General features: G+C 74.2%; 10 protein-coding genes, 1 tRNA gene, 1 other RNA gene and 1 pseudogene. 9 read left to right on the plus strand and 4 right to left on the minus strand.

Going from position 1 to position 15603, the window contains the following annotated elements; all coding sequences use genetic code 11:
- Positions 1-243 precede the first annotated feature (243 nt).
- Positions 244-426 (minus strand): hypothetical protein, encoded by a 183-nt coding sequence (locus tag ACH4S8_RS24025; RefSeq protein ID WP_398397240.1) that lies wholly within the window; start codon positions 424-426, stop codon positions 244-246.
- A 138-nt stretch (positions 427-564) separates the two neighbouring features.
- Here ACH4S8_RS24025 and upp point away from each other — a divergent pair, with 138 nt between their 5' ends.
- Positions 565-1200 carry a uracil phosphoribosyltransferase gene (gene upp, locus ACH4S8_RS24030; protein WP_339130329.1) on the plus strand — a complete coding sequence of 212 codons (636 nt, stop codon included), beginning with the start codon at positions 565-567 and terminating at the stop codon, positions 1198-1200.
- Positions 1201-1279: 79 nt separating this feature from the next.
- Here the strand turns inward: upp and ACH4S8_RS24035 are convergent, their stop codons facing one another.
- Both ACH4S8_RS24035 and ACH4S8_RS24040 read right to left on the minus strand, forming a co-directional pair.
- Positions 1280-1936 carry a LytR C-terminal domain-containing protein gene (locus tag ACH4S8_RS24035; RefSeq protein ID WP_398397243.1) on the minus strand — a complete coding sequence of 219 codons (657 nt, stop codon included), beginning with the start codon at positions 1934-1936 and terminating at the stop codon, positions 1280-1282.
- A gap of 90 nt (positions 1937-2026) precedes the next feature.
- The gene (locus tag ACH4S8_RS24040) at positions 2027-2323 is read right to left on the minus strand and encodes a type II toxin-antitoxin system VapB family antitoxin (protein WP_003999914.1); all 297 of its coding nucleotides are present in this window, start codon (positions 2321-2323) and stop codon (positions 2027-2029) included.
- Positions 2324-2428: 105 nt separating this feature from the next.
- Here ACH4S8_RS24040 and ACH4S8_RS24045 point away from each other — a divergent pair.
- The 4 genes and pseudogenes from ACH4S8_RS24045 to ACH4S8_RS24060 form a co-directional block, all read left to right on the plus strand.
- Positions 2429-3269, plus strand: a pseudogene (locus ACH4S8_RS24045) (helicase HerA-like domain-containing protein); the annotation flags it as partial.
- A 74-nt stretch (positions 3270-3343) separates the two neighbouring features.
- Entirely contained in the window at positions 3344-5413 is a 2070-nt protein-coding gene (locus tag ACH4S8_RS24050) for a penicillin acylase family protein (RefSeq protein ID WP_398397246.1), read from the plus strand.
- Complete coding sequence (locus tag ACH4S8_RS24055; protein ID WP_398397249.1) at positions 5403-6035, plus strand: GNAT family N-acetyltransferase; 633 nt, start codon at positions 5403-5405, stop codon at positions 6033-6035. Before ACH4S8_RS24050 ends, ACH4S8_RS24055 begins: the two co-directional genes overlap by 11 nt.
- Before the next feature lie 24 nt (positions 6036-6059).
- A complete protein-coding gene (locus ACH4S8_RS24060; protein WP_398397251.1) occupies positions 6060-8036 on the plus strand; it encodes a copper resistance CopC/CopD family protein in 1977 nt (658 codons plus the stop codon).
- Between the two features lie 227 nt (positions 8037-8263).
- On the opposite strand, the gene ACH4S8_RS24065 is transcribed toward ACH4S8_RS24060, so the two are convergent.
- Positions 8264-8351 (minus strand) — tRNA-Ser (locus ACH4S8_RS24065).
- Positions 8352-8423: 72 nt separating this feature from the next.
- Here ACH4S8_RS24065 and ffs point away from each other — a divergent pair.
- From ffs to ACH4S8_RS24085, 4 genes are all read left to right on the plus strand, one after another.
- Positions 8424-8522, plus strand: an RNA gene (ffs, locus tag ACH4S8_RS24070) — signal recognition particle sRNA small type.
- Positions 8523-8673: 151 nt separating this feature from the next.
- Positions 8674-10977, plus strand: a complete 2304-nt coding sequence (locus tag ACH4S8_RS24075) for a DNA polymerase III subunit gamma and tau (protein WP_398397254.1) — start codon at positions 8674-8676, stop codon at positions 10975-10977.
- Between the two features lie 1043 nt (positions 10978-12020).
- Positions 12021-13274 (plus strand): phosphoribosylamine--glycine ligase, encoded by a 1254-nt coding sequence (purD, locus tag ACH4S8_RS24080; protein WP_398397257.1) that lies wholly within the window; start codon positions 12021-12023, stop codon positions 13272-13274.
- Positions 13275-13661: 387 nt separating this feature from the next.
- Positions 13662-15497, plus strand: a complete 1836-nt coding sequence (locus ACH4S8_RS24085) for a hypothetical protein (RefSeq protein WP_398397376.1) — start codon at positions 13662-13664, stop codon at positions 15495-15497.
- Positions 15498-15603 lie beyond the last annotated feature (106 nt).

Consider the following 15603-nt stretch of genomic DNA (forward strand, 5'->3'; position numbering starts at 1 on the left):
GGGCGCACCCGGTTCCGCCCTCTGACGGGCGTGTCGGCTCCGCCCCGCGGGCGTGCCGCCGATCCGGCACGGCGGCCGGAGGGCCGATGGCCACGGCGGGGCTGTTCCGTGGGTGTGGCGGGCGGGCCGACGGCAGTGGCGGGGCGGCCGTCCGGTGGCCGTGGCGGGCGGGCCGGGCGCAGGGGGCGGTGCGGCCGTGCGGTGGGAGGGGAGCACGCGGGCCGGCGGCTGCGGGGGCGCCGGTTACCAGCGGAACGTGCGCATGCGCATCGCGTGGCGCAGCCGGGCCGCCTTGGCGCGACGGGGCTGGACCCGGTCGCGCAGCTCGCGCGCCTCGGCCAGGTCGCGCAGGAACTGGGCCCGCCGCCTCCTGCGCTCGGCGTCGCTCTCCAGCCGTTCGGACGACTCCTCTTGCTGGTTCCGCATCGGCACACCACCCCAGGTCAGTCCCTCCCACTTTCCCTCCGACGGATGGTTTGATGCCAGCGGACGGGTGATGCGGGGTGGTGGACCTTGCCGGGCGGGTCAGTGGCGGGTGCCACGAGCCCCGCTACTGTTGTGGACATGCGTCTTCACGTCGTCGACCACCCCCTGGTCGCCCATAAGCTCACCACCCTGCGCGACCAGCGCACCGACTCCGCGACCTTCCGGCGGCTGGCCGACGAGCTGGTCACCCTGCTCGCCTACGAGGCCACCCGCGACGTGCGCACCGAGCAGGTCGACATCGTGACGCCGGTCTCCCCGACCACGGGCGTCAAGCTCTCCTACCCGCGCCCGCTCGTCGTGCCGATCCTGCGCGCGGGTCTCGGCATGCTCGACGGCATGGTCCGGCTGCTGCCGACCGCCGAGGTGGGCTTCCTGGGCATGGTGCGCGACGAGGAGACACTCGAGGCCTCCACGTACGCCACCCGGATGCCGGACGACCTCTCCGGCCGCCAGGTGTACGTCCTGGACCCGATGCTGGCCACCGGCGGCACGCTCGTCGCCGCGATCCGGGAGCTGATCAAGCGCGGCGCCGACGACGTCACCGCCGTGGTCCTCCTGGCCGCCCCCGAGGGTGTCGAGATCATGGAGCGCGAACTGGCGGGCACCCCGGTCACCGTGGTCACGGCCTCGGTCGACGAGCGCCTGAACGAGCACGGCTACATCGTGCCGGGGCTGGGCGACGCGGGTGACCGCATGTACGGGGCCGCCGAGTAACTCCGCGGCGACCGCGGAGCCGGCGGCTCGGGTTCGAGGCCGGCTCCGGGGCCGACGGCCCCCGGGAGGGATCCCGGGGTCAGCAGTGCTTCTTCGAGGCGGAGGGCGCCGGCTTGGGCTGAGTCAGGACGGTCAGCGCCTTGTCGGCGTCCTCCTTCTTCGTCAGCGCCTTGAAGCCGGTGCCGATGATCAGGTCGACCGTGGTGGCCCGGGCGCGGCCGTCGGTCTTCAGCTGGGCGCCGGCGAGCTGGGTGTTGAGGACGGGCAGCGCGGCCTGGTCGGCGGCCTTGGCGCCGAGCAGTATCCCGGCGCCCGCGACCTTCTTGTCGTACGCGGTCGCCGCGTTGCCCACGTCGCCGATCTTGAAGCCGCGTTTCTTCAGCTCGTCCGCCGTCTGCTTGGCGAGTCCGCTGCGCGGGGTCGCGTTGAAGACGTTCACGGTGATCTGGCCGGGCTTCGGCAGCGTGGCCGCGACGGCGGCGGCAGCCGCGGCCGCCTTCGCCTCGGGGGTGATCTTCGACGCGCAGTCCGCCTTGGTGCTCGCCGAGGCCTCGCCGCCGCCCGTGTAGATGTCGATGAGCTGCAGGGACCCCCACCCGATCAGCCCGAGAACGGTGACGGAGGCGACGCCCACGAACGCGAACTTGCGACGGCCGCTGCGCCGGCGCATCCGCGGGTACTTGTCCCCCGTGATCCGATACTGGCCACCCATGCCAGGGGGAGTAAGCATGCTCATGGGCGCAGCGTAGTGCGCCGGGGCGCCAATGCCTACTAGATGATCATTGCCCGGTGTTCAGTTCAACCCATTGGGGTCAAGCCGTGGCCATTAGTCCAGTTCAAGAACGCGCGCGTGCAGCACCTGGCGCTGCTGGAGCGCGGCGCGGACGGCGCGGTGCAGGCCGTCCTCCAGGTACAGATCGCCCTGCCACTTGACGACGTGGGCGAAGAGGTCGCCGTAGAAGGTGGAGTCCTCGGCGAGGAGGGTCTCCAGGTCCAACTGGCCCTTGGTCGTCACGAGCTGATCGAGGCGGACCGGGCGCGGTGCGACGTCCGCCCACTGCCGGGTGCTTTCCCGGCCGTGGTCGGGGTACGGCCGGCCGTTTCCGATGCGCTTGAAGATCACACGGAAAGCCTACCGGTCAAGACCTTCCGGGCGCAGCCATGGCGGCGGAGTGCGGCGCTGGAAAAGATGGCGTAAATGCTTGCAAACCGGGAACAGGGGTCCGATATGCGTGACGGTGAGACCGCCGGGTCGGCTGCCACCGGAACCGCTCCCGGTCGGGCGTCCGGTGCGCCCGCGCTTCCGCAGGAGGTGCTGGAGATCGCCGTCGGCTACGCCTTCGCGGGCCCCGCCCTCGACCTCGGCGCGCTCGTCCGGGACGGGACCTGCCTGCCCGACGCGCAGATCCGCGTCCCGCTGCAGATGCTCGACCGGCACGGCCTCGTGGCGGGCGCCACCGGCACCGGCAAGACCTAGACGCTCCAGCTGATCGCCGAGCAGTTGTCGGCGCAGGGCGTTCCCGTGTTCCTCGCCGACGTCAAGGGGGACGTCTCCGGTGTCTCGGCGCCGGGCGAGCCGGGGGCGAGGGTCCGGGAGCGGGCCCGGGAGGTCGCCCAGGACCGGACGGCCGGGGCGTGGTCTCGGTCCTCGAACTGCCCGCCGTGCAGGACCGGCCGCAGTTCTTCTCGACCTTCCTGATGTGGCTGCTCGCCGATCTCTTCCACGACCTCCCGGAGGTCGGCGACGCCGAGAAGCCGAAGTTCGTTTTTTCTTCGACGAGGCCCATCTGCTCTTCGGCGACGCGTCGAAGGCGTTCCTGGAGCCGATCACGCAGACCGTCCGGCTCATTCGCTCGAAAGGAGTCGGCGTCTTCTTCGTGACGCAGACGCCGAAGGACGTCCCCGCGGACGTCCTCGGCCGGCTCGGCAACCGCGTCCAGCACGCGCTGCGGGCCTTCACCCCGGACGACCGGAAGGCGCTGAAGGCCACCGTGAGGACGTTCCCCGATTCCCCGTACGACCTCGAAGAGGTGCTCATGGGCCTGGGCACCGGCGAGGCCGTGGTCACCGGGTCCTCACCCCGGACGTACGATCTCCGAGGATTAATTAGGTTAGCCTAACCTGACATGACTGGGGATGGACCGTGACCGCCGAGATCTTCCGTGACGCCTGGGGCATCCCGCACCTGCGCGCCGGCAGCGCCCTGGAACTCGCCCACGCGCAGGGCCGGGTCACCGCCCTGGACCGCGCCTGGCAGCTGGAGGTCGAACGGCACCGTTCCCGGGGCACCTCCGCCGCGTTCCTCGGCGCGGAGTCCGTCGGCTGGGACCGGTTCGCCCGGCAGGCCAGGCTCGACGACACCGCACGGCGCTGCTTCGCCTCCTTGGAGGAGCGCGACCCCGAGGCCGCCGCGTGGGTCGTCGCGTACGTCGACGGGGTCAACGCCGGACTGGCCGAAGGGGCCGCGCGGGCACCCGAGTTCGCGGCGAGCGGGCTCGCCCCGGGGCGCTGGGAGCCCTGGAGCCCGATGGGCGTCTGGCTCGGCACCCACATCCTCTTCGCCGGGTTCCCCGCCAAGTTGTGGCGCGAGGAGGCCGTACGGCGCCTCGGCGCGGACGCGGTCGGCCTGTTCGCCATGGACGGGCCGGGCACGGCGGGCAGCAACGGATGGCTGGTGAGCGGCGAACGCACCGCCACCGGCCGGGCGCTGATCGCCGGTGACCCGCACCGCTTCATCGAGGACCCCGGCGTCTACCAGCAGATCCGCCTCTCCTGCCCGGAGTTCGACGTCCTCGGCCTCGCCGTCCCCGGCGTCCCGGGCATCGCCCACTTCGCCCACACCGGAACCGTCGCCTGGGCGATCACCAACGCGATGGCCGACTACCAGGACCTCTACCGGGAGCGGCTGCGGCACGGCGACGCCGGGGCCGTCGAGGCGCTCGACCCCGACGGCACCTGGCGGGCCGCGGCACGGCACACCGAGCGGGTGGAGGTGGCCGGCGGCGAAAGCGTCGAGGTCGAGGTGGTCGAGACGGCACGCGGACCCGTGGTGATCGGGGGCGCCGGCGCCGACGAGTCCATCAGCCTGCGCTACCCGCCCCGCGTGACCGGAGACCTCGGTTTCGGCGCGCTCCTGCCCCTGCTGCGGGCCCGCCGGGCCGCCGACGTGGACCGGGCCTTCGACGCCTGGGCGGAGCCGGTGAACGTCGTGCAGGCCGCCGACACCGAGGGCGGGGTGCTGCACCGCGTCGCGGGCCGGGTGCCGGTGCGCGCCGAAGCCAACCGCGTGCGGGTGGTGAACGCGTGGGAGCCGGGCCACGAGTGGACCGGCTGGCACGCGATGCCGTACGGCCCGGTCGAGGACGGACTCGCCGTGATGGCGAACCAGCGCGGCCCCGCGGCCCCGCTCGGCGTCGAGTTCGCGCCGCCCCACCGCGCCGACCGCATCCGCCAACTGCTCGAAACCGGAGGGAAGTTGTCGGCGGCGGACATGTCCGCCGTCCACACGGACACCCGTCTCGCCTCCGCGGCGGTCCTGCTGGACCGGCTGCCCGCGCTGGAGCTCTCGGCGGCGGCGGCCGGCCTGCGGGACCAACTCCTGCGCTGGAACCGGCACATGGACGCCGACAGCGGAACGGCCGCGGTCTACGCGCGGGTGCGCGACGCGGTCGTACGGCGGCTCGTGGCGCACCCGTCCCTCGCCGTCCTGGCCGACCATCCCGCCCGTCCGGAAGTCTTCCTGCCCTGGCTCGCGCTCACCCCGCGCGTCGCCTTCGCCCTGGAGAACCTGCTGACGGCGGGGAAGCGGTACGGCATCGACCCCGACGCCGTGGTGCGGGAGGCCGTCGAGGACGTGGCCGCCGGTCCCGTGTCCGGCACCTGGGGCGACACCCACCGCCTCGCCCCCTGGCGGGCGCTCGCCGGCGCCGCGTACGACGAACCGGGCCTGTCCGGCGACAACGACTGCGTCCTGTCCACCTCGTCGGTCCCCGGACTGACCGACCTGAGCGCCCGCGGACCCGCGGCCCGCTACGTCTGGGACCTCGCCGACCGGGACGACAGCCGCTGGGTGGTCCCCTTCGGCGCCGACGGCGTTCCCGGCGCGGTCCACCACCGCGATCAACTCCCCTTGTGGCTCGGGGGAGATCTCGCCCCGGTGGCCACCGACTGGAACACGCTGACCAAGGAGAACCAGGAGAACGATGACGACTGAGACGTACGCCGACACCCGCGAGGCCGTCCACGAGCAGCGGATCGGCGGTTTCGGCACGGTCCGCGTGCTGCCCGTGGACCCGCGCGCCGATCTCGACGTGCTGCACGGCTGGGTCACCGAGGAGCGGGCCGCGTACTGGGGGATGACGGGCTTCACCCGGCAGCAGGTGCTGGAGACCTATCGGCACCTCGACTCGCTCGACACCCACCACGCCTTCCTCGTCGTCAAGGACGGGGTACCGGCGGCGCTCTTCCAGACGTACGAGCCCGAGGCCGACCGCGTCTCCGCGTGCTACGAGGTCCGGCCCGGCGACATCGGCGTCCACCTGTTCATCGGTCCCCCCGCCCCCGGCGACGGCGAGCGGCCGGGCTGGTCGTCCACGCTCCTGTCCGTGTTCCTGGCGTACGCGCTGACCGGCCTCGACCGGCGGCGGGCCGTGGTCGAACCCGACGCCCGCAACGCCAAGGCCATCGCCCGGCTGACCCGGCAGGGATTCGTCCCCGCCGGGGACGTCGTGCTCCCCGAGATCGACCTGCCCGAGGTCCACCTGCCCGAGAAGCGGGCCCTGCTCGCCTTCCTGACCCGCGAGGCCTTCGAGAAGGGCCCGACGGCACCGAGGTGAGCCGGACGCGGCCCGAATCCGTACATGACCGAGACTCTGGACATGCGGATACGGAGACGGCGTGTGAACGGAAGCGGGCAGCGACGGCGGCTCGGCGCCAGGGCCCTGGCCCTGCTGGGCGGTGTCCTGGTCCTGGTGCTCTTCGGCGGCGTGGGCGGCGCGTCCGCCCACGCCGCCCTGACGGGCACCGATCCGCAGGACGGCAGCGTGCTGAAGTCGGCGCCCCGCCGGGTGACCCTGACGTTCAGCGAGTCGATCGGCCTGTTCGACGACTCCTTCCGCGTGCTCGACCCGGAGAACCGGCGTGTGCGCACGGGCGAGGCGGAACACGCGGACGGCCGCTCCGACACCGCCGGCGTCACCCTGCCGCGCGGCCTCGGCGACGGCACGTACACCGTGGCCTGGCGGGTCGTCTCGGCGGACAGCCACCCGGTCTCCGGCGCCTTCACCTTCTCCGTCGGCGAGCCCTCCACGACCCGCGCGCCGCTGCCGCCCACCGTCGGCGACCCCGTCTCCTCCGCCCTCTACGACATCGCCCGCTACGCCGCGTACAGCGGACTCGCCCTGTTCATCGGCACGGTCACGTTCGTCCTCGGCTGCGGCTTCCCCGGGTCCCTGCGGCGTCTCCTGGTGACCGGCTGGTGGATCCTGCTCGGCTCCACGTTCGCGCTGCTCCTGCTGCGCGGCCCCTACGAGCGCGGCACCGGCGTGTCCGGGGTCTTCGACCCGGCCACCCTCAGCGACACCCTGGCCGGCCGGCCGGGCATCGTGCTGGTGGCGCGGCTGGCGCTGCTCGCCGCGGTGGCCTTCGTGCCCCCGCGCGTGGTGGCGGGGACACGGGGCACCGGTCGTGGCGTCCTGGTGTCCGGCGCGCTGTTCTCCCTGGCCCTGGCGGTCACCTGGGCCGCCTCCGAGCACGCCTCCGCCGGGATCCAGGTTCCCGTCGCGATGGTCTCCTCCGTGCTGCACCTGCTCGCCATGGCGGTGTGGCTCGGAGGTCTGGCCGCCCTGCTGACCGCCCTCCACCGTCCCGCCGAGCCGGTCCCCGCGGCCGTCGTCACCCGCTTCTCCCGGCTCGCCCTCGCCTCGGTCGCCGTCCTCGCGGTCACCGGCGTCTACCAGTCCTGGCGCGGCCTCGGCTCCTGGAGCGCCCTGACCTCGACGTCGTACGGCCGGCTCCTGGCCGTGAAGGTCGTCCTGGTGGCGCTGCTCCTGGCGGGAGCAGCGGTCTCGCGACGCTGGACGGCCCGGGCGGCGACGGCGCGGATCCCCGCGACCGTCCCGGCGGAACGGGCCGCGGTCCCGGCCGGGGTGGCGGCCGGGGCACCGACCGGCACGGGCGCCGTCTCCGGGGACGTGGGCGAGGAGCAGGCGGACGACGAGGACCCGGACGCCCCGCAGGCCGCGGCGGGTGCCGGGGCGGCGGCAGAGGGGCCCTCAGGGGACGTCCCGGCCACGGGCGGCGCGGCGGAGGGTCCGGCGGGGACCGGGGCGGCAGGCGGTCCGGGGGAGAACGAGTACCACCGGGGCCTGCGCCGCTCGGTGCTCGCCGAGGTCGCCGTCGGCATGCTGGTGCTGGTGATCACGACGATGCTGACCGGTACCCAGCCGGGCCGCGCCGCCACGGAGAGCGCGGACGCGGTCGCGGCCGTGCGCCGGGTGACCTCGAGGACGGTCCTGGTGCCCTTCGACGTCGGCACCGCGGGCGGCCACGGCAAGGTGTCGATCGAGCTGACGCCCGGCCAGGTGGGCGAGAACTCCGTGCAGGCCGTGGTCTTCGGCCCCGACGGCGGCCTCGCGACCGTCCCCGAGGTGCGCCTCACCTTCACCCTGGAATCACAGAAGGTCGGCCCCATCGACGCGGAGATCACCGACAAGGGCGGCTACTGGACCTCCGACGGCCTCACCCTCCCCCTCCCCGGCACCTGGACCATGAAGGTCACGGTCCGCACCAGCGACATCGACGAGGTCACCGTCTCGAAGAAGGTGAAGATCGACTGATCCCGGCGGACGGCATCCACCGTGATCCGGGATCACTTTCGACCGGGACGGAAACCGAGACGGAAACCGGGACGGACGACGCCGAAGGGCCCGCTGCACGCTGCCCGGCCGGGACTCACGCCCCGCGCCGGGCGCCGAGCGGTCCTCGGGGCCGTACGGTGCCGGGAACGTCGAAGGGCCCCGCTGCAAGCAGCGGGGCCCTTCGACGTTAGTGCCCGGTGAGGCACTGGCGGAGGATACGAGATTCGAACTCGTGAGGGGTTGCCCCCAACACGCTTTCCAAGCGTGCGCCCTAGGCCTCTAGGCGAATCCTCCGCGGCAAACAATACAAGACGTTGAGGAGTGCTCGCGAACTCGTTCCCCGTGCCGCGGATCCTGTACTCTGTGCGGAGCCCCTCACGTGGCGCTATCTGACTGAACTCCCCCAGGGCCGGAAGGCAGCAAGGGTAGGTCGGCTCTGGCGGGTGCGTGGGGGGCGCTTGCGTTTCCGGGGCGGTCACCCGGGCGGTCACCGCCGGGCCTGCCGCCCTGAAACCCTGCCGCCCGGGACCCGGGCCGCAGGGGTCGCGCCCGGGATGTGCCTGCGATGCGCTCGGGGCGGTCCTTGATGTCGGTGGGCGCCTATAACCTCGTAGACGTGTCGTCTCTCGCGCTGTACCGCCGCTATCGCCCGGAGTCGTTCGCCGAGGTCATCGGGCAGGAGCATGTCACCGACCCGTTGTCGCAGGCGCTGCGGAACAACCGGGTCAATCACGCGTACCTGTTCAGTGGCCCGCGCGGGTGCGGCAAGACCACGAGCGCGCGCATCCTGGCCCGCTGCCTGAACTGCGAGCAGGGCCCGACACCGACCCCGTGCGGCCAGTGCCAGTCCTGTCAGGACCTCGCCCGCAGCGGCCGGGGCTCCATCGACGTCATCGAGATCGACGCCGCTTCGCACGGTGGTGTGGACGACGCCCGTGACCTGCGGGAAAAGGCCTTCTTCGGGCCCGCGAGCAGTCGTTACAAGATCTACATCATCGACGAGGCCCACATGGTCACGCCGGCCGGCTTCAACGCGCTGCTGAAGGTCGTCGAGGAGCCCCCGGAGCACCTCAAGTTCATCTTCGCCACGACCGAGCCCGAGAAGGTCATCGGGACGATCCGGTCCCGGACCCACCACTACCCGTTCCGGCTGGTGCCGCCGGGCACCCTGCGCGAGTACCTGGGCGAGGTCTGCGGCCAGGAGGGGATTCCCGTCGCGGACGGCGTGCTGCCTCTTGTCGTACGGGCGGGCGCGGGGTCCGTGCGTGACTCCATGTCCGTGATGGACCAGCTGCTGGCGGGCGCCGCCGACGACGGTGTGACGTACGCCATGGCGACCTCTCTGCTCGGGTACACGGACGCCTCCCTGCTGGACGCCGTCGTCGAGGCGTTCGCGGCCGGGGACGGCGCCGCCGCGTTCGAGGTGGTGGACACCGTCATCGAGGGCGGCAACGACCCGCGGCGCTTCGTCGCCGACCTGCTGGAGCGGCTGCGGGACCTGGTGATCCTGGCGGCCGTCCCGGACGCGGTGGAGAAGGGGCTCATCGACGCCCCGGTCGACGTGGTCGAGCGCATGCAGGCGCAGGCCGGGGTGTTCGGCGCCGCCGAGCTGAGCCGCGCCGCCGACCTCGTCAACGAGGGCCTGACGGAGATGCGCGGGGCCACCTCGCCGCGCCTCCAGCTGGAACTGATCTGCGCCCGCGTCCTGCTGCCCGCCGCCTACGGGGACGAGCGGTCCCTCATGGCCCGCCTCGACCGCATCGAGCGCGGGGTGAACTTCTCCGGCGGCGCGGCCGCCCCCGCCATGGGCTACGTGCCCGGACCCGAGGCGCACGGCGCGGTGCCGGTCCCGCAGGCCGGGCCGGCCGCCGCCCCCGTCCCTCCCGGGGGAGGCCTCGCGGCGGCCCGTGCGGCCGCCCGGGGAGCGGGACAGGGCGCGGGACAGACGGGAGCCGGGGAAAACGCCGGAGCCGTGCCCGGCGCGGCGCCCGCCCCCGTCGCTCCCGCGGCACCCGCCGTGTCCTTCACCGCCCCGGCTCCGGCGAGCGCGCCCCCGCCCGTCCCCGCGGCGCCCGAGCAGCCCGCGGCCCCGGTCGGCGCTCCCACGGGGGCCGCTCCCGGTGCCTGGCCCGCCGCCACGGCGGCCGGCAGCGGCCGGCGCCCCGGCGGCTGGCCCACGGCGGCCCCCGCGGGGAGCGGCCGCCCTCCGGCGCAGTCCGCACCGGCGCAGGCCGCGGCACCCGCCGCTCCGGCCGCCGCGGCTCCCGGAGCGCCCCAGGCGGCCGCCGTGGCCCCGGGCGGTCTCGACCCCCGCGTGCTGTGGCCGAACATCCTGGAGGCGGTGAAGAACCGCCGCCGCTTCACCTGGATCCTGCTCAGCCAGAACGCGCAGGTCACGGCCTTCGACGGCACGACCCTGCAGGTCGGCTTCGTCAATGCCGGGGCGCGGGACAACTTCGCGAGCAGCGGCAGCGAGGACGTGCTGCGGCAGGCGCTCGCGGAGCAGTTCAACGTGCAGTGGAAGGTCGAGGCGATCGTGGACGCCTCGGGCGGCTCGGCACCGCCGCCCGCCCCGGCCGCCGGGTTCGGCGGCGGAGGCGGTTACGGAGGCGGTGGCGGTGGCGGCGGGTACGGCGGGGCTCCGGCCGGCCGGAGCCCCGCGCCCCAGCAGCCGTCCGCTCCGGCCCCCGGGCCCTCGGCGCCGCAGTCCGGACCGTCCGCGGGGCGTCCCCAGGCCCAGGGCATGTCCGCGCCCGCCCCCGTGCAGGGCGCCCCGGCGTACGAACCGCCGCCGGTCGCCCCGGAGGACGACACCCCGGAGGACGACGACCCCGACCTGGACGAGTCCGCGCTCTCGGGCCACGAACTGATCGTCCGCGAACTCGGGGCAACAGTGATCGAGGAATTCTCGAACGAGTGACCCCCGAGCTCCTGAGCCCCGGCTCCCCGAGCTCCTGAGCCCCGGCTCCCCGAGCTCCTGAGCCCCGGTTCCCTGAGTTCCTGAGCCTCGGCTTCCCGAGTTCCTGAGCCCCGGCTCTGGGGCCCTGCTTCCCGGGCTTCAGCCCATCGGCCTCCGGGCCCTCGGCCCCTGGCCCACCGGTCTCCGGGGCACGGCTCACCGGTTCTGAGCCCTGCTTCCCGGGCTTCGGCTCACTGGTCTCCGGGCCCGGCTCTGAGGCCCCGCTTCCCGGGCTTCAGCCCATCGGCCTCCGGGCCCTCGGCCCCTGGCCCACCGGTTTCCGGGGTGCGGCCCACCGGCTCTGAGACCCCGCTTTCTGGGCCCCAGGCCCACCGGTCCCTGCGTCATGGCTCATCGGCTCTGAGGCCCCGGCTCCGCGGGCCTCGGCTATCCGCCCCCGGGCCATGCTCACCGACCTCTGGGCCTCGGCCCATAGGCCCTGAGGCCCCCGCTCCCCAGGTCTCGGCTCACTGGTTTCCAGGCTTCGGCTCACCGGCTCACCGGCTCACCGGTCTCCAGGCCCTCGGCCCCTGGCCCACCGGTTTCCGGGGTGCGGCCCACCGGCTCTGAGACACCGCTTTCTGGGTCCCAGGGTCCCCGGTCCCCGGGTCACGGCCCGCCGGACCTGAGACCCCGTTCCCCGGCTCTCGGCTCTCGGCTCACCGGCTCCAAGGCCACGGCCCACCGGCCCTGAAACCCTGTTTCCCAGGCCTCGGACACACCGTCGACCGTGCCCGCCGGGCTTCTGCCGTCCTTCTGTGCCGCCGCCGGTCGCGCCCGCAGCCGGGGTGTCCGCCGGGCCCCGGACGCCCCCGGGGACGCAGCCCACCGGCCCCCGGAGGACGCCCCCCGCCGGTCCGCGGAGGACGCCCCCCGCCGGTCCGCGGGACACCCGCGTCCAGCACGCAGGGGACCCTCTCCTGGAGGATCGCACCAGCCTCGTGGCCCCGGCGTCTCGGAAGCCCCTACAAGGGGCACCCGGGTGCGGCGGTTAGGCTGACCCCGTGAAGGTCCTTGTCATCGGTGGTGGCGCCCGCGAACACGCCCTGTGCCGCTCCCTGTCCCTCGACCCCGACGTCACCGCCCTGCACTGCGCTCCCGGGAACGCCGGGATCGCAGAGGTGGCGGAGCTGCACGCGGTCGACGCCCTCGACGGCGCCGCCGTGGCCGCGCTGGCCACGGAGCTCGGCGCCGAGCTGGTGATCGTGGGCCCGGAGGCCCCGCTCGTCGCCGGTGTCGCCGACGCCGTGCGCGCGGCCGGCGTTCCCTGCTTCGGCCCCTCCGGGGAGGCCGCGCAGCTGGAGGGCTCCAAGGCGTTCGCGAAGGACGTGATGGCGGGTGCCGGCGTCCCCACGGCACGCTCGTACGTCTGCGCGACGCCCGAGGAGGTCGAGGAGGCCCTCGACGCCTTCGGAGCGCCGTACGTCGTGAAGGACGACGGACTGGCGGCCGGCAAGGGCGTCGTCGTGACCGACGACCTGGAGACGGCACGGGCGCACGCGAACGCCTGCGACCGTGTCGTCATCGAGGAGTTCCTCGACGGTCCCGAGGTCTCCCTCTTCGCGATCACCGACGGCACGACCGTCGTCCCGCTCCAGCCGGCCCAGGACTTCAAGCGCGCGCTGGACGGCGACGAGGGCCCGAACACCGGCGGCATGGGCGCGTACTCGCCGCTGCCCTGGGCGGACCCCAAGCTCGTCGAGGAGGTCATGGAGACCGTCCTCCAGCCGACCGTCGACGAACTGCGCCGCCGCGGCACCCCGTTCTCCGGACTTCTGTACGCCGGTCTGGCGATCACCAGCCGCGGTGTGCGGGTCATCGAGTTCAACGCGCGCTTCGGCGACCCCGAGACGCAGGTGGTCCTCGCCCGGCTGAAGACCCCGCTCGCCGGCGTCCTGCTGGCGTCCGCGAACGGCACCCTCGCCGATCTGGAACCCCTGCGCTGGAGCGAGAAGGCGGCGGTCACCGTCGTCGTGGCCTCGCACAACTACCCGGACACCCCGCGCACCGGCGACCCGATCACCGGGCTCGACGAGGTGGCCGCCCAGGACGCCCCGCACGCGTACGTCCTGCACGCCGGCACCCGGCACGAGGGCGGAGCGGTGGTGAGCGCGGGCGGCCGTGTGCTGTCCGTCACAGCGATCGGATCCGGCCTCACCGAGGCCCGCGAGCGCGCCTACGCGGCCGTCGCCCGCATCGGTCTGGAGGGTTCGCAGCACCGCACCGACATCGCGGCGAAGGCGGCTGCCGAGGCGTAGTCCTCGCGGCGGGGGCCCGGCCCCCGGACCCCCATAGCAGCACAGCGCCCCGGACTCCGTACGGAATCCGGGGCTTTGTCTTGTTGCGTCCGGGCCCCGCCACCTGCGGGTTTCTGTACGGAACCGGAAGCGTGTCCGAGGCCCGTCGTCATCCACCTTTCCCCAGAGCCATTCCATCGGGTGACCGATGCCCTATCCGGCTGACGAGGGCCGGGGCCCCAACTATGGTGCGGCGAAAGCATTCCGGCACTTGGCCCACCGGCATTGCGATGTCGGCGGCGGGTGCCACAGTGGGGGAGTGACCAACGCCAGGGCATCCGTCGGCACCGGCAGCGACAGGGCCGGGTCCCGGCGGACAAGAGGGGGTGACGTCCGGTCGTGACCGGTATGGGTGTGGAGGTGGGCGCGCAGGCAGCGCGCTCCCGGGCTCTCGCTGTGCTGCGCGTGCGCAGCAGGGCGCTGGCCGTCGCCCTGCTGCCCGCGGCCGTGGCCGTCGTGCTGCTCGTGGGGGCCGCCACCGGCCGCGTCACCGGCAGGCCCTGGGGGATCGCGGGGTGGATCGTGACGGTCCTCGCCGTTGTCGTCCTCCTCGCGGCGGCGGGTGTCGCGCTCGTCGTGGCCCGGGCCCGGCCCGCGATGAGCCCCACGGTCCCGATCCCCGAGGAATCGGCCCCCGATCTCTACCGCATGGTCCGCGACCTGGCCGACCGTCTCGACGTCCCGGCCCCCTCGGCGATAGCGCTCACCCCGGACTGCGACAGCTGGCTGGAGGACCGCACCCATCGGGCGCACGGCCGGTTCTCCGCGGGCGGAAGGGGCGAGCCGGACGGCCCGCGCCGGAATCCGGCCGGAAGCGGCCCCGTGACCGCGCTGACGGACCGCGCCGCCCGTGTCCCCACCGCCCCCGTCCTCGTGATCGGCTCCCCCTTCCTGTGGTGGATGCGGGTCGGCGAGCTGCGGGCGGTCCTCGCCCCCGTCGTCGCCGGTACGGGCCCGTCGGCGCACCCGGACATAGCCGCGGCCCGCCGTTTCGTCCGGGGCCTGGACGCGGCCGTGGCCGTGGCCTCGGCACCCGGCCGGGGCCCGCTGTCCCGCACGGTCCTGGCCGGCGTCGGCCGGGTCACCCGGCTCCTGCTGCGCGGCTGCCGGGACCACGCGGCCGAGATGGAGCGGGCCGTGGCGTCCGCGGCGGCCGAGCGCGCCCAGGCCGTGGACTACGGCGTGCGGATCGTCGCCCAGGAACAGGTCGGTCTGGCGTACGCGGGCTGGGACCGTCTGCTGACCCGTGTCGCGCTGCCCGCCTGGCGGATGGGCCGCTGGCCCTCCCGGCTGGACGTGGGTGTCGTCGCCGCCCTGACCGAGCTGTCCCGCCGCGACCGGCTCGCCGAGGGCTTCACCTCCCGGCTCGGCGAGCGCCCCGCCTGCGACCTGCTCGAAGAGCCCGGCACCGTGGACGAGGCGGCTTCGCTGCTCGCCGCCCGGCTCTTCCACGGCGGTCCCGCCGAGCCAGGCCCCGACTGGGCGCCGGTCGACTGGCGGGACTACCCGGACGAGGTCGTCGACCGCAAGTGGCGCACCGACGCGGCCCGGCTCCACCGGGTCCTGGACGCGCTGGGCGTCCGCCACCCCGCCGATCCGGAGCTGCCCGAGGCGGACGGACCGACCCTGGCCCGCGTGCTGGACCACCTGTCCCTGCCGGGGTCCGGGCCCGCCCCGGCCCCGGACCCCGCGGCCGCCCTCGCCGAGCACCGGACGGAGGCGTACGGGGAGATGGGGATCGCCGAGAGCGACGATCCCGACCTCGCCGTGGGGAACGAGCGGTCGGCGGCCCTCGCGGCCCGGCTCACCGCCGAACTGGCCCGCGAGGAGGCATCCGCCCCGGCGAAGCCCCGGCCCGCCGGGAGCACAGGGCAGCAGGGCCCCGACCACGACCTCTGGGACGACCGGATGCTCCCGCTGTTCCCCCTCCAGCCGCCCAGGACCGGCCGTGAACTGCTGGCCGACCACGTCACGGCGATGGTCTGCTGCGCCGCGATGGACACCGCCGGGGCGGTCCCCGGACTCGACTGGCTGGACGGCCCGTCCCTCCTCGTCGCCGGTGAACGGGCCGCCGACATCGGCCCCCGCGTCCTGACCCTCATAGAGACGGGAGACCCCGTGCCCCTGCGCGACTGGCTCCGCCATCTCGGCGTCCGCCCGGAGAAACCGGTCCGCCTGGTCTGACGGCGCGGTCGGTCCGGTCCGATGCCGGTCCGTCCGGCGGTCGTCCCCACCGTTCCCGTCCCCGGCCATCACACGTCCCCCGGCCATCACACACACCACCGTCCGT

Origin of the sequence: Streptomyces sp. NPDC021080 (assembly GCF_044333225.1) — a bacterium.
Taxonomy (GTDB): Bacteria; Actinomycetota; Actinomycetes; order Streptomycetales; family Streptomycetaceae; genus Streptomyces.